Source organism: Nonlabens sp. Hel1_33_55, from assembly GCF_900101765.1.
Lineage (GTDB): Bacteria > Bacteroidota > Bacteroidia > Flavobacteriales > Flavobacteriaceae > Nonlabens.
In genome coordinates this window covers 2013370-2030784 of sequence record NZ_LT627735.1, presented here as the reverse complement: position 1 = coordinate 2030784, position 17415 = coordinate 2013370, and the positions used below count along the sequence as shown (strand labels likewise).

Here is a 17415-nt window from a genome sequence, read left to right as displayed (position 1 = left end):
AAGGAGCGGTTCATTAGTTTTGTTTAGGTTGTTAGTCATCAAGATGATCGGCAACATCTTCTAGCCTTTTTATCTTACTAACTGTTGCTTTGATCTCTTGTTTTTGAGACTCTAGAATACTAACTATTGTTTGTGGTAATTCGTCGCGATGTTCCAACACTAGATCATACTCATCAATAGCTGCTTTTTCACCACGTAAACATTCTTCAAGTATAGTTTCATCTTTGTTACTACTAAGTGCTGCTTTTATATTCATCCAGCCGCGATGCATGTCTCCAGTAAATGATCCATCAAATTCTGGATGTTCATTCATACCTTTCATCTCACCAGCGATACTTGCTGCGTATTTAGTACGTTTAGCACCTTGATTAGCAAACCATCGTTTTAGTTGAACGTGTTCAGTAGCTTCTGCAGCATTGGAATATCCACGTTGTGCATCATAGGTTTTTTCAAGAATATTTTGAAGATACTTTTCGGTTTTTACGTTAGCGTCCATAATTATTTTTATTTGAATTTACGGCTGTCATCATGCTTTAAGTCCCAACCCTATGTGATTTGAGAATAGTTTAACTAATTTGTGCAATCTATTAATTGAATATCTTGCAGGAATGGAGAAACCATTGTATATTTGCCATCCCAATTAAAAATGGGATCGTTTTTCAGGTAAGCTTATTACTTACAGGCTACTTAGCTAAAGAGAAAAACAAAACATTACATCGCGGGATAGAGCAGTAGGTAGCTCGTCGGGCTCATAACCCGAAGGTCACTGGTTCGAGTCCAGTTCCCGCTACTAATAAAGCCTTTCAGGAAACTGAGAGGCTTTTTTTATGTCCCAAATTTATGCTTATTAAAATCTTCTGTAAACTATCCTTTAGGGAGTTTGCGTTCATCTTTTCAGCGATCTGACCTTTCGTTTTTTAAACAGTATGTGTGTGAAGATGACGAATAGATCGCTTTCGCGAAAGCGAAACGCCTTAAACCACTATGATAACAGGTTAGCAAATTGGGATGTTTTGTTAGTTTTTTGGGAAATACCTATAATAGATTGCATATTAATTAACAATTGTTAATTTGTTTTAATATGATTTCACTTTAATCGTTTAATTACCTTGCAAAGCGAAAGTATTTGCTTGCTATGGGAATTAGATTAATTTTGCGGGTCTATGGGGCGATATGTCTCAAGGCAATGTTACTAAAGTTAGGGGATTAGTATCAAATGCATATTTTGTTTTGCAAATGGGTGAGTTCCCTTACTTAGTGCTATTGGATCATTTTAATAAAATAGTCAATGAGCAACTCTACTTTTGTAAAAAAATCTTCATTTCGTTTTTTACTCTTATTTATTATAGGCCTTATGTCGCTGTCTGCGATAGGTCAGTCACGTTCTTGTTTAAGGGAGAACTGTTTTGATGTAGTTTCTTTTGATGCTGCTCCAGTTAATGATAATAATGGAGCGCCTCTTGCTGTCGGTACTAGATATCGATTTGCAAATGCTGCGGGATCTATTAATCAGAATCCAGCGATTGATGTACTGGTAACTATTCTTGAACTAAACAGAACATCACTTCTAAATATTGATGTAAACGATAGCGGTTTACCTAGAGCATTTCAACCTAGAATAACAACCAACGTTTCTGGTGAGGTAAGTGCGCTTTTTAGAATACAGCTAGTAGTAAGTGGTACAAATACACCAGCGACTAACGTTTGTTTTTACGCTACTCCTTTTGATATTGATGGTGCGTTGTACAACGCTGGTCCACTACAGGAATTTCAGGAACTTTCCTTAACAGATGCTTTTACAAGGTCTGCTGTTACAGAAATTGAAATAACAAGAAACACTACGAGTAACATTATTCGCGGTCGCAACATTGATAATACTACTGCGCCATCTGCTAATGATAGTCCAATTTCTGAAGATCCCAGATATACGTTCAGTAACTACTATGAAAATAGAAACTCATTTACATTTAGAATAGGTAAGGTAGGAGACGGTGCACAATCAGATCGTTATTATGCACTAGTTTTAGAGAGAGCCCAATATCAACAACCGGTAACTGTTTTTGTTACACAGCCTTTAATCTGTGGAACGGTGCGTCGTGATGATGGTACACCTATATCGGGAGTTACTGTGAGACTTGAACGTCCAGATGGTACTCTAATTACAACTACCACCACTGGTTCTGATGGTTCTTACCAATTTCAGGCAACACGTAATCCAAATTTAGGATCAGAAGATTTTATTGTTAGAGAGGTCGATCCAGCAACTGATGTTCCTACAGGTTTTCCATTAGCTTCTGTATCTGATACAGATGGTGCTAATGATAATTTAATTCGTGTAACTATTAATGAAGCATCAATAGTTAACAATGATTTTGTAGACGGGCCAGATTTTGATAATGACGGTGTAGCTGATTCTGTAGATTTAGATGACGACAATGATGGTATTACTGACATTGACGAAGGTGGAAACACGGCTAACAATGACAATGATGGTTTTCCAAACCGAATCGATAGAGACTCAGATAATGATGGTTGTACCGACGTTATAGAAGGAGGTTTTCAAGATCCTGACGGCGACGGTCAAGTAGGAGGTCAGCCGGTTACTGTAAATGCAAATGGACTAGTTACCAGCGGTGGTGGTCAAACGGTAAATGGTGCGGGAGACAACTATAATATAAGACCAGCAGACGGTAATAATAATGGAGTATCAGATGCTCGTGAAGCAGGTACACCTATTGTAATCACTTCACAGCCTCAAAACGATACAGCAATTTTAGCTGGGAACAATTCAACACAATTTAGTGTAGCCGTGACCGGTAGCAATCCTGTATATAGATGGCAAGTTAGTTCTGGCGGTGCTTTTACTAATATTTCTAATAATGCGAATTATAGTGGTGTTAACACAAACACGCTTACGGTAACAAATGCGCCCGCTTCATTTAATAGGAACCTCTATAGGGTTGTTGTAACTAGTTCTTCTTATAAATGCTCAAATGTTACCAGTAATTCAGCATTATTGATTGTTGGCTCTACTCTGGCTATTACCAAATCAGATAGACCTGGAACTTACAATTCCGTTAATCAGACGATAACATATGATGTAGTAGTAACTAATACTGGTAATTCTACATTGTCTAATATTTCTCTTACAGATAATAATGGTACACTTAGCCAGAGTCAAATAGCAACTCTCTCTGCTGGTTCGTCTGTAAATCTTACTTCAACTCATAGTATAACTCAAGCAGAGTTAGATGCTGGTCAAGTACTTAATCAAATATCTGGGACTTCAACTAACACCACAGGTGATACGATTACTGATTTATCTGATGATCCTGATAACAATACGAATCTTGACATCAATGGTAATGGAAATCCAGACGATGTTACAGTTACTCCTTTAACTGTTAATAACGAGATTTCTCTCATTAAGAATGGAACCTTTAATGATGAAAATAGTGACGGATTGGCTCAAGTCGGTGAAACCATTAGTTATAGCTTCACAGTTACAAATGAAGGAAATCAGACTCTTACTGATATTTTCATTACCGATCCGTTGTTTTCAAATAGCGCTAGTGTAGGGACATTGTCAGGTGGACCTATTGATACATTGGCTCCAGGCGATTCTGATTCAACAACATTTACGGCAACATACCCAATTCAGCAGTCAGATATTGATAATTTACAAGTAACAAATCAAGCCACGGCTACGGGAACGACTCCAGGTGGAAATCAGGTAAATGACCTTTCGGACGACAACAGTAACTTAGAGGACGATAGAACGATAACGAATTTACCGGAGGACAGCGAGATATCGATCATCAAGACGGCGAGGCTGAATGACGAGAACGGCGACGGCTTCGCACAGTTGGGCGAGACGATCAGCTACAGCTTTACGGTAACCAACACCGGAGCGACTACCCTGACGAATGTTACGGTAACGGATCCACTACTAGATGGTGCCAACGGTACATTGACCGGCGGCCCGATCGCAACCCTTACACCTGGAACTGAAGACAGCACGACCTTTACGGGAAGCTACACGATCCAGCAGTCCGACATCGATGCCCTTAGGGTATCGAACCAGGCAACAGCCACTGGAACGACACCTGACGGTGATGATGTTACCGACCTATCGGACGACGACAGTAACTTAGAGGACGATAGAACGATAACGAATTTACCGGAGGACAGCGAGATATCGATCATCAAGACGGCGAGGCTGAATGACGAGAACGGCGACGGCTTCGCACAGTTGGGCGAGACGATCAGCTACAGCTTTACGGTAACCAACACCGGAGCGACTACCCTGACGAATGTTACGGTAACGGATCCACTACTAGATGGTGCCAACGGTACATTGACCGGCGGCCCGATCGCAACCCTTACACCTGGAACTGAAGACAGCACGACCTTTACGGGAAGCTACACGATCCAGCAGTCCGACATCGATGCCCTTAGGGTATCGAACCAGGCAACAGCCACTGGAACGACACCTGACGGTGATGATGTTACCGACCTATCGGACGACGACAGTAACTTAGAGGACGATAGAACGATAACGAATTTACCGGAGGACAGCGAGATATCGATCATCAAGACGGCGAGGCTGAATGACGAGAACGGCGACGGCTTCGCACAGTTGGGCGAGACGATCAGCTACAGCTTTACGGTAACCAACACCGGAGCGACTACCCTGACGAATGTTACGGTAACGGATCCACTACTAGATGGTGCCAACGGTACATTGACCGGCGGCCCGATCGCAACCCTTACACCTGGAACTGAAGACAGCACGACCTTTACGGGAAGCTACACGATCCAGCAGTCCGACATCGATGCCCTTAGGGTATCGAACCAGGCAACAGCCACTGGAACGACACCTGACGGTGATGATGTTACCGACCTATCGGACGACGACAGTAACTTAGAGGACGATAGAACGATAACGAATTTACCGGAGGACAGCGAGATATCGATCATCAAGACGGCGAGGCTGAATGACGAGAACGGCGACGGCTTCGCACAGTTGGGCGAGACGATCAGCTACAGCTTTACGGTAACCAACACCGGAGCGACTACCCTGACGAATGTTACGGTAACGGATCCACTATTGGTGGCGCCGAACGGCAGCCTTACCGGCGGCCCGATCGCAACCCTTACACCTGGAACTGAAGACAGCACGACCTTTACGGGAAGCTACACGATCCAGCAGTCCGACATCGATGCCCTTAGGGTATCGAACCAGGCAACAGCCACTGGAACGACACCTGACGGTGATGATGTTACCGACCTATCGGACGACGACAGTAACTTAGAGGACGATAGAACGATAACGAATTTACCGGAGGACAGCGAGATATCGATCATCAAGACGGCGAGGCTGAATGACGAGAACGGCGACGGCTTCGCACAGTTGGGCGAGACGATCAGCTACAGCTTTACGGTAACCAACACCGGAGCGACTACCCTGACGAATGTTACGGTAACGGATCCACTACTAGATGGTGCCAACGGTACATTGACCGGCGGCCCGATCGCAACCCTTACACCTGGAACTGAAGACAGCACGACCTTTACGGGAAGCTACACGATCCAGCAGTCCGACATCGATGCCCTTAGGGTATCGAACCAGGCAACAGCCACTGGAACGACACCTGACGGTGATGATGTTACCGACCTATCGGACGACGACAGTAACTTAGAGGACGATAGAACGATAACGAATTTACCGGAGGACAGCGAGATATCGATCATCAAGACGGCGAGGCTGAATGACGAGAACGGCGACGGCTTCGCACAGTTGGGCGAGACGATCAGCTACAGCTTTACGGTAACCAACACCGGAGCGACTACCCTGACGAATGTTACGGTAACGGATCCACTACTAGATGGTGCCAACGGTACATTGACCGGCGGCCCGATCGCAACCCTTACACCTGGAACTGAAGACAGCACGACCTTTACGGGAAGCTACACGATCCAGCAGTCCGACATCGACGGCGGAACGGTATCGAACCAGGCAACAGCCACTGGAACGACACCTGACGGTGATGATGTTACCGACCTATCGGACGACGACAGTAACTTAGAGGACGATAGAACGATAACGAATTTACCAGAGGACAGCGAGATATCGATCATCAAGACGGCGAGGCTGAATGACGAGAACGGCGACGGCTTCGCACAGTTGGGCGAGACGATCAGCTACAGCTTCACGGTAACGAACACCGGAGCGACTACCCTGACGAATGTTACGGTAACGGATCCACTACTAGATGGTGCCAACGGTACATTGACCGGCGGCCCGATCGCAACCCTTACACCTGGAACTGAAGACAGCACGACCTTTACGGGAAGCTACACGATCCAGCAGTCCGACATCGATGCCCTTAGGGTATCGAACCAGGCAACAGCCACTGGAACGACACCTGACGGTGATGATGTTACCGACCTGTCGGATGACAACAGCAACCTTGAAAATGACGCGACGACTACACCTCTTCCGGAGGACAGCGAGATATCGATCATCAAGACGGCGAGGCTGAATGACGAGAACGGCGACGGCTTCGCACAGTTGGGCGAGACGATCAGCTACAGTTTTACGGTAACGAATACCGGAGCGACTACCCTAACGGACGTTACGGTAACGGATCCACTATTGGTGGCACCGAACGGCAGCCTTACCGGCGGACCGATCACAACCCTTGCACCTGGAACTGAGGACAGCACGACCTTTACGGGAAGCTACACGATCCAGCAGTCGGACATTGATGCGGGAACGGTATCCAATCAGGCAACAGCCACTGGAACGACACCTGACGGTGATGATGTTACCGACCTATCGGATGACAACAGCAACCTTGAAAATGACGCTACAACTACACCTCTTCCGGAGGACAGCGAGATATCGATCATCAAGACGGCGACGCTGAATGACGAGAACGGCGACGGCTTCGCACAGTTGGGCGAGACGATCAGCTACAGTTTTACGGTAACGAACACCGGAGCAACGACGCTGACAGACGTTACGGTAACGGATCCACTATTGGTGGCACCGAACGGCAGCCTTACCGGCGGCCCGATCGCAACCCTTACACCTGGAACTGAGGACAGCACGACCTTTACGGGAAGCTACACGATCCAGCAGTCCGACATTGATGCTGGAACGGTATCCAACCAGGCAACAGCCACAGGAACGACACCTGACGGTGATGATGTTACCGACCTATCGGATGACAACAGCAACCTTGAGGATGACGCTACAACTACACCTCTTCCGGAGGACAGCGAGATATCGATCATCAAGACGGCGACGCTGAATGACGAGAACGGCGACGGCTTCGCACAGTTGGGCGAGACGATCAGCTACAGTTTTACGGTAACGAATACCGGAGCGACTACCCTAACGGACGTTACGGTAACGGATCCACTATTGGTGGCGCCGAACGGCAGCCTTACCGGCGGCCCGATCGCAACCCTTACACCTGGAACTGAAGACAGCACGACCTTTACGGGAAGCTACACGATCCAGCAGTCCGACATCGATGCCCTTAGGGTATCGAACCAGGCAACAGCCACTGGAACGACACCTGACGGTGATGATGTTACCGACCTATCGGACGACGACAGTAACTTAGAGGACGATAGAACGATAACGAATTTACCGGAGGACAGCGAGATATCGATCATCAAGACGGCGAGGCTGAATGACGAGAACGGCGACGGCTTCGCACAGTTGGGCGAGACGATCAGCTACAGCTTTACGGTAACCAACACCGGAGCGACTACCCTGACGAATGTTACGGTAACGGATCCACTACTAGATGGTGCCAACGGTACATTGACCGGCGGCCCGATCGCAACCCTTACACCTGGAACTGAAGACAGCACGACCTTTACGGGAAGCTACACGATCCAGCAGTCCGACATCGATGCCCTTAGGGTATCGAACCAGGCAACAGCCACTGGAACGACACCTGACGGTGATGATGTTACCGACCTATCGGACGACGACAGTAACTTAGAGGACGATAGAACGATAACGAATTTACCGGAGGACAGCGAGATATCGATCATCAAGACGGCGAGGCTGAATGACGAGAACGGCGACGGCTTCGCACAGTTGGGCGAGACGATCAGCTACAGCTTTACGGTAACCAACACCGGAGCGACTACCCTGACGAATGTTACGGTAACGGATCCACTACTAGATGGTGCCAACGGTACATTGACCGGCGGCCCGATCGCAACCCTTACACCTGGAACTGAAGACAGCACGACCTTTACGGGAAGCTACACGATCCAGCAGTCCGACATCGACGGCGGAACGGTATCGAACCAGGCAACAGCCACTGGAACGACACCTGACGGTGATGATGTTACCGACCTATCGGATGACGACAGTAACTTAGAGGACGATCCAACTGACACAACAGTAAATCAAAATGCCCAAATTTCATTAATCAAAGTAGGAGTGTTTAATGACGAAAATAGTGACGGTGTGGCTCAAGTAGGTGAAACAATTAGCTATTCTTTTGTAGTAACTAATACTGGTAATACTACACTGACTAACATTCTCATTACGGATCCATTACTTGTAGCACCGGACGGTAGCTTAATAGGTGGGCCAATTGTTAGGTTACTACCTGGTCAAACTGACTCGACTACGTTTATCGGTACTTATACACTTCTTTTAAGCGACGTTAACAATCTTCAAGTAACAAATCAAGCTACTGTTATAGCACAAGATCCTGACAATAATGATGTCTCTGATGTTTCTGATGATAACAGCAACTTTGAGGATGACTTTACAGTAACCACATTTGATTCGATTGATTCTATTACTCTTATTAAAATAGGAACATTTAACGATGAAAATGGAGATACTCTTGCTCAGGTAGGAGAAACAATTAGCTACTCCTTCATCATCCGAAATGCTGGTAATAGGACTATTACCAATATTACACTAACAGATCCATTATTGGAAGGCGTTAATGGAACACTTACTGGCGGTCCTATTTCAGCCCTAAATCCTGGTATGTCCGATTCTACATCTTTTAGCGGAACGTATACAATTCAGCAGTCTGATATAGATAATTTACAAGTAACAAATCAAGCTACTGTAACTGGACAAGATCCTGACAATAATGATGTAATAGATGTTTCTGATGATAATAGCCCTGTAGAGAACGATGCTACTACGACTCCACTTCCGGACGATAGTGACATCTCCCTATTGAAGGAGAGTACGTTCACGGATGAGAACGGTGACGGCTTCGCTCAGTTGGGCGAGACGATCAGCTACAGCTTCACGGTAACGAACACCGGAGCAACGACGCTGACTGACGTAACGATCACGGATCCACTATTGGTGGCGCCGAACGGCAGCCTTACCGGCGGACCTATCGCTACACTGGCACCAGGAGCAACGGACACGACTACGTTTACGGGAAGCTATACGATCCAGCAGTCAGATATAGATGCAGGAACGGTATCCAACCAGGCACTTGCCACGGGAACGAATCCTGATGGCGATGACGTGACGGATACCTCTGATGACCCGAACAACCCAACGGATAATGATCCAGATGGTGACGGAGATCCAGACGACCCAACGGATACGGAACTTCCAGATGACAGTGACATCTCCCTATTGAAGGAGAGCACGTTCACGGATGAGAATGGCGATGGCTTTGCTCAGTTGGGCGAGACGATCAGCTACAGCTTCACGGTAACGAACACCGGAGCAACGACGCTGACTGACGTAACGATCACGGATCCACTATTGGTGGCGCCGAACGGCAGCCTTACCGGCGGACCTATCGCTACACTGGCACCAGGAGCAACGGATACGACCACGTTTACGGGAAGCTACACGATCCAGCAGTCAGATATAGATGCAGGAACGGTATCCAACCAGGCGCTTGCCACGGGAACGAATCCTGATGGCGACGATGTGACGGATACCTCTGATGACCCGAACAACCCAACGGATAATGATCCAGATGGTGACGGTGATCCAGACGACCCAACGGATACGGAACTTCCAGATGACAGTGACATCTCCCTATTGAAGGAGAGTACGTTCACGGATGAGAACGGTGACGGCTTCGCTCAGTTGGGCGAGACGATCAGCTACAGCTTCACGGTAACGAACACCGGAGCAACGACGCTGACTGACGTAACGATCACGGATCCACTATTGGTGGCGCCGAACGGCAGCCTTACCGGCGGACCTATCGCTACACTGGCACCAGGAGCAACGGACACGACTACGTTTACGGGAAGCTACACGATCCAGCAGTCAGACATTGATGCGGGAACGGTATCCAACCAGGCACTTGCCACGGGAACGAATCCTGATGGCGATGACGTGACGGATACCTCTGATGACCCTAACAACCCAACGGATAATGATCCAGATGGTGATGGTGATCCAGACGATCCAACGGATACGGAACTTCCGGACGATAGTGAAATATCGTTAATTAAAACGGCTAATTTTAATGACGAAAACGGTGATGGTATTGCTCAATCAGGCGAGACGATCAGCTATAGCTTCACGGTAACGAACACCGGAGCAACGACGCTGACTGACGTAACGATCACGGATCCACTATTGGTGGCGCCGAACGGTAGTCTAAGTGGCGGACCTATCGCTACATTGGCACCAGGAGCAACGGACACGGCCACGTTTACGGGAAGCTACACGATCCAGCAATCTGATGTTGATGCTGGAACGGTATCCAACCAGGCACTTGCCACGGGAACGAATCCTGATGGCGATGACGTGACGGATCAGTCAGATGACGATAGTAATTTAGAGGACGATCCAACGGATACGGAACTTCCGGACGATAGTGACATCTCCCTATTGAAGGAGAGTACGTTCACGGATGAGAACGGTGACGGCTTCGCTCAGTTGGGCGAGACGATCAGCTACAGCTTCACGGTAACGAACACCGGAGCAACGACGCTGACTGACGTAACGATCACGGATCCACTATTGGTGGCGCCGAACGGCAGCCTTACCGGCGGACCTATCGCTACACTGGCACCAGGAGCAACGGACACGACTACGTTTACGGGAAGCTATACGATCCAGCAGTCAGATATAGATGCAGGAACGGTATCCAACCAGGCACTTGCCACGGGAACGAATCCTGATGGCGATGACGTGACGGATACCTCTGATGACCCGAACAACCCAACGGATAATGATCCAGATGGTGACGGAGATCCAGACGACCCAACGGATACGGAACTTCCAGATGACAGTGACATCTCCCTATTGAAGGAGAGCACGTTCACGGATGAGAATGGCGATGGCTTTGCTCAGTTGGGCGAGACGATCAGCTACAGCTTCACGGTAACGAACACCGGAGCAACGACGCTGACTGACGTAACGATCACGGATCCACTATTGGTGGCGCCGAACGGCAGCCTTACCGGCGGACCTATCGCTACACTGGCACCAGGAGCAACGGATACGACCACGTTTACGGGAAGCTACACGATCCAGCAGTCAGATATAGATGCAGGAACGGTATCCAACCAGGCGCTTGCCACGGGAACGAATCCTGATGGCGACGATGTGACGGATACCTCTGATGACCCTAACAACCCAACGGATAATGATCCAGATGGTGATGGTGATCCAGACGACCCAACGGATACGGAACTTCCAGATGACAGTGACATCTCCCTATTGAAGGAGAGTACGTTCACGGATGAGAACGGTGACGGCTTCGCTCAGTTGGGCGAGACGATCAGCTACAGCTTCACGGTAACGAACACCGGAGCAACGACGCTGACTGACGTAACGATCACGGATCCACTATTGGTGGCGCCGAACGGCAGCCTTACCGGCGGACCTATCGCTACACTGGCACCAGGAGCAACGGACACGACTACGTTTACGGGAAGCTACACGATCCAGCAGTCAGACATTGATGCGGGAACGGTATCCAACCAGGCACTTGCCACGGGAACGAATCCTGATGGCGATGACGTGACGGATACCTCTGATGACCCTAACAACCCAACGGATAATGATCCAGATGGTGATGGTGATCCAGATGATCCAACGGATACGGAACTTCCGGACGATAGTGACATCTCCCTATTGAAGGAGAGCACGTTCACGGATGAGAACGGTGACGGCTTCGCTCAGTTGGGCGAGACGATCAGCTACAGCTTCACGGTAACGAACACCGGAGCAACGACGCTGACTGACGTAACGATCACGGATCCACTATTGGTGGCGCCGAACGGCAGCCTTACCGGCGGACCTATCGCTACACTGGCACCAGGAGCAACGGATACGACCACGTTTACGGGAAGCTACACGATCCAGCAGTCAGATATAGATGCAGGAACGGTATCCAACCAGGCGCTTGCCACGGGAACGAATCCTGATGGCGACGATGTGACGGATACCTCTGATGACCCTAACAACCCAACGGATAATGATCCAGATGGTGATGGTGATCCAGATGATCCAACGGATACGGAACTTCCGGACGATAGTGACATCTCCCTATTGAAGGAGAGTACGTTCACGGATGAGAACGGTGACGGCTTCGCTCAGTTGGGCGAGACGATCAGCTACAGCTTCACGGTAACGAACACCGGAGCAACGACGCTGACTGACGTAACGATCACGGATCCACTATTGGTGGCGCCGAACGGCAGCCTTACCGGCGGACCTATCGCTACACTGGCACCAGGAGCAACGGACACGACTACGTTTACGGGAAGCTATACGATCCAGCAGTCAGATATAGATGCAGGAACGGTATCCAACCAGGCACTTGCCACGGGAACGAATCCTGATGGCGATGACGTGACGGATACCTCTGATGACCCGAACAACCCAACGGATAATGATCCAGATGGTGACGGAGATCCAGACGACCCAACGGATACGGAACTTCCAGATGACAGTGACATCTCCCTATTGAAGGAGAGCACGTTCACGGATGAGAATGGCGATGGCTTTGCTCAGTTGGGCGAGACGATCAGCTACAGCTTCACGGTAACGAACACCGGAGCAACGACGCTGACTGACGTAACGATCACGGATCCACTATTGGTGGCGCCGAACGGCAGCCTTACCGGCGGACCTATCGCTACACTGGCACCAGGAGCAACGGATACGACCACGTTTACGGGAAGCTACACGATCCAGCAGTCAGATATAGATGCAGGAACGGTATCCAACCAGGCGCTTGCCACGGGAACGAATCCTGATGGCGACGATGTGACGGATACCTCTGATGACCCTAACAACCCAACGGATAATGATCCAGATGGTGATGGTGATCCAGACGACCCAACGGATACGGAACTTCCAGATGACAGTGACATCTCCCTATTGAAGGAGAGTACGTTCACGGATGAGAACGGTGACGGCTTCGCTCAGTTGGGCGAGACGATCAGCTACAGCTTCACGGTAACGAACACCGGAGCAACGACGCTGACTGACGTAACGATCACGGATCCACTATTGGTGGCGCCGAACGGCAGCCTTACCGGCGGACCTATCGCTACACTGGCACCAGGAGCAACGGACACGACTACGTTTACGGGAAGCTACACGATCCAGCAGTCAGACATTGATGCGGGAACGGTATCCAACCAGGCACTTGCCACGGGAACGAATCCTGATGGCGATGACGTGACGGATACCTCTGATGACCCTAACAACCCAACGGATAATGATCCAGATGGTGATGGTGATCCAGATGATCCAACGGATACGGAACTTCCGGACGATAGTGACATCTCCCTATTGAAGGAGAGCACGTTCACGGATGAGAACGGTGACGGCTTCGCTCAGTTGGGCGAGACGATCAGCTACAGCTTCACGGTAACGAACACCGGAGCAACGACGCTGACTGACGTAACGATCACGGATCCACTATTGGTGGCGCCGAACGGCAGCCTTACCGGCGGACCTATCGCTACACTGGCACCAGGAGCAACGGATACGACCACGTTTACGGGAAGCTACACGATCCAGCAGTCAGATATAGATGCAGGAACGGTATCCAACCAGGCGCTTGCCACGGGAACGAATCCTGATGGCGACGATGTGACGGATACCTCTGATGACCCTAACAACCCAACGGATAATGATCCAGATGGTGATGGTGATCCAGATGATCCAACGGATACGGAACTTCCGGACGATAGTGATATCTCCCTATTGAAGGAGAGCACGTTCACGGATGAGAACGGAGACGGCTTCGCACAGTTGGGCGAGACGATCAGCTACAGCTTCACGGTAACGAACACCGGAGCAACTACGCTGACTAACGTAACGATCACGGATCCACTATTGGTGGCGCCGAACGGCAGCCTTACCGGCGGACCTATCGCTACACTGGCACCAGGAGCAACGGACACGACCACGTTTACGGGAAGCTACACGATCCAGCAGTCAGACATTGATGCGGGAACGGTATCCAACCAGGCGCTTGCGACTGGAACGAACCCTGATGGCGACGATGTGACGGATACCTCTGATGACCCTAACAACCCAACGGATAATGATCCAGATGGTGATGGTGATCCAGACGATCCAACGGATACGGAACTTCCTAATAATAATGGTAGCTTCAGTATTCTTAAGGCTGCAGATCAGACAACATTCACAAATGTTGGTGATGTCTTAACCTTCAGCATTAGCGTTACGAATACTAGCGACCAGACTTTGACTAATTTAACATTGACTGATGATAATGCAGATCCAGGTACATTGATACCTTCTTCATTCGCTTCAATTGCTCCTGGTGAAACTGTGACAGCTACTGCTAGTCATACAATCACAGAAGCAGATGTAAGAAATAAAAGAGCTATCAACTCAATATTGGGAACAGCAACAAACCCTAACGGAGATACAGTTAATGACATATCTGATGATCCAAACAATCCAGCTGATATTGATCAGAATGGTGATGGAGATCCAGATGATCCAACGATTGTTTACTTCGATTCAGATGGAGATGGTATACCAGATCCAATTGACTTAGATGATGACAATGATGGTATCACTGACATTGTAGAACTTGATGGTGTAAATCCTGATTTAGATAATGATAATGATGGTGTGCCAGCATATCTTGATGATGACGATAATGACTTTTTTGTTGGGAATGAAGATGGTTTGATTGACCCAACTACAGATTTAGATGGTGATGGAGTTCCTAATCATTTAGATTTAGATGTCGACAACGATGGTATCTATGATGTGGTCGAAACAGGAAATATTGACCTAGATGCTGATAATGACGGTATGGTAGACGGTCCACAAGGAGCAAATGGTATTCCAGATGCTGCTGAAGATGGTGGAGTAGATGGTGCAGGAGTTAGCGGTGATCCTTTAGAATCTGATTTAGATGCGGATGATATACCTAATTACAAGGATCAAGATTCTGACGGTGATGGAATTACCGATAATATAGAATCTCAATCATCGGATGGCTACACTCCACCACTAGGAGTAGATGCTGATGGAAATGGTGTTGATGACGCGTATGATACTTTAGGTAGTCCTATTAACCCAGTAAATACTGAGGTGGATCTGAATTATACAAATCAAGATTCTTTACCTGATTATCTAGATCTTGATTCTGACGGTGATAACGTACCTGATTCTATTGAAGGGAATGACTACAATGCAGATGGTATACCAGATGTTAACCCTTCTGGTAACGATACTGACAATGATGGATTGGATGATTCATTTGATGGTTCAATTGGTGATCTTGATGATCCAAATGGATTGTTAGTTGACGATAGTCCTTTTGATTTACCTAACCGTGATGATCTTGACGACAACCCTGACTTTAGAGATCAAGATGATGATGAGGATGGATTGCTAACATTTGAACCAGGCGGTGCAGATAATGATCCTGCTCAAGGAGAGGATGTTAACAATGATGGTGATCCTACCAACGATGATACCGATGGTGATGGAACTCCTAATTACTTAGATCCTATTGATGATACTGCATTGAATGATCTTGATGACGATAATGATGGTATTCCAGATATTGTTGAAGTAGGATCTAACCCAGATATCGATAATGATGGTGACGGCGTACCAGCTTACTTAGATGATGATGATAACGATGATACTGTAGGTAATGATGACGGCGTTGTTAATCCAGAATTTGATACAGACGGTGACGGTATCCCGAATCACTTGGATCTAGATAGTGATAATGATGGTGTCTATGATGTTAATGAAACAGGTAATTCTGCACTAGATGCTAATAACGATGGTATGGTTGATGGTCCTGAAGGAGCTAATGGTATACCAGATGCTGCTGAAGATGGTGGAATTGACGGCGCAGGTGTTTCACAAGCGCCAAGAGATACAGATCTTGACAACCTTCCTGACTATTTAGACCAGGATGCTGACAACGACGGTATCACTGACAATGTAGAATCTCAAGAAACCTTCGATTACATTGCTCCATCTGGAAATGATGTAGACAATAATGGTGTTGACGACGCATATGATACAAATGGTTCGCCAATTGAAGAATTTGATTTTGATGGTGATGGCGCTCCTGACTATATAGATACAGATGCAGATAATGACAATGTACCGGATCGTTTAGAAGGTCATGACTTTGATCACAATGGTGTTGCAGACGTACTACCTAGTGGAGCAGACGTTGATATCGATGGATTGGACGACAATTATGATGGTGACCTAAATGGGTTTGGTGATCCAGATGGACTAGAAGTTGATGGAGATCCTAGTGTTCTTCCAGATCTTGACGGAACTGAAGATGTCGATTACAGAGACGTAGATGATGACGGTGATACTGTTGATACTATTTATGAGGATTATGATGGTGATAATGACCCAACTGATCAGGATACTGATTCTGATGGTATCCCAGATTACCTTGACGATAACGATGATGGAGATCCATTCCTAACGATCGATGAAGGTCCAGATCCAGACGGTGATCAAAACCCAAATACCGGTAACACTCGTGATACTGACGGTGATGGCATCTTTGATTATCTAGAATTTGATGAGGAAGAAGTTACACCACTATGTGAAGAGCCTGTAGTTTATAACGGTATATCTCCAGACGGGAATAATATCAATGACTTTTTGGTTATCGATCAGATAGAATGTTATCCAGATAACAACTTATCTATCTTCAATCGTTGGGGTGTAGAAGTTTACAACACTGATAATTATGGTCAGAATGGTAATGTATTTAGAGGTATTTCTGAAGGTAGAATAACCGTAGAACAAGGTGATGAACTACCAGTAGGAACATACTACTACATTTTCAACTATATAGATCTTGATGGAAACGGACAGTCTAAGGCTGGATACATCTACATACAGAGATAGAAATTATGAGAATTAATAACAACAAA

The 17415-nt window shown here is 47.6% G+C and carries 2 protein-coding genes and 1 tRNA gene; 2 read left to right on the top strand and 1 reads right to left on the bottom strand.

Annotated elements, in window-relative coordinates:
• Positions 1-31 precede the first annotated feature (31 nt).
• Entirely contained in the window at positions 32-496 is a 465-nt protein-coding gene (locus BLO34_RS09035) for a ferritin-like domain-containing protein (protein WP_090754619.1), read from the bottom strand.
• Between the two features lie 221 nt (positions 497-717).
• Between BLO34_RS09035 and BLO34_RS09030 the strand changes: the two genes are divergently transcribed.
• Positions 718-790, top strand: a tRNA-Met gene (locus BLO34_RS09030).
• 498 nt (positions 791-1288) lie between these two features.
• Complete coding sequence (locus BLO34_RS09025) at positions 1289-17389, top strand: gliding motility-associated C-terminal domain-containing protein (RefSeq protein WP_090754618.1); 16101 nt, start codon at positions 1289-1291, stop codon at positions 17387-17389.
• Positions 17390-17415: the final 26 nt, after the last annotated feature.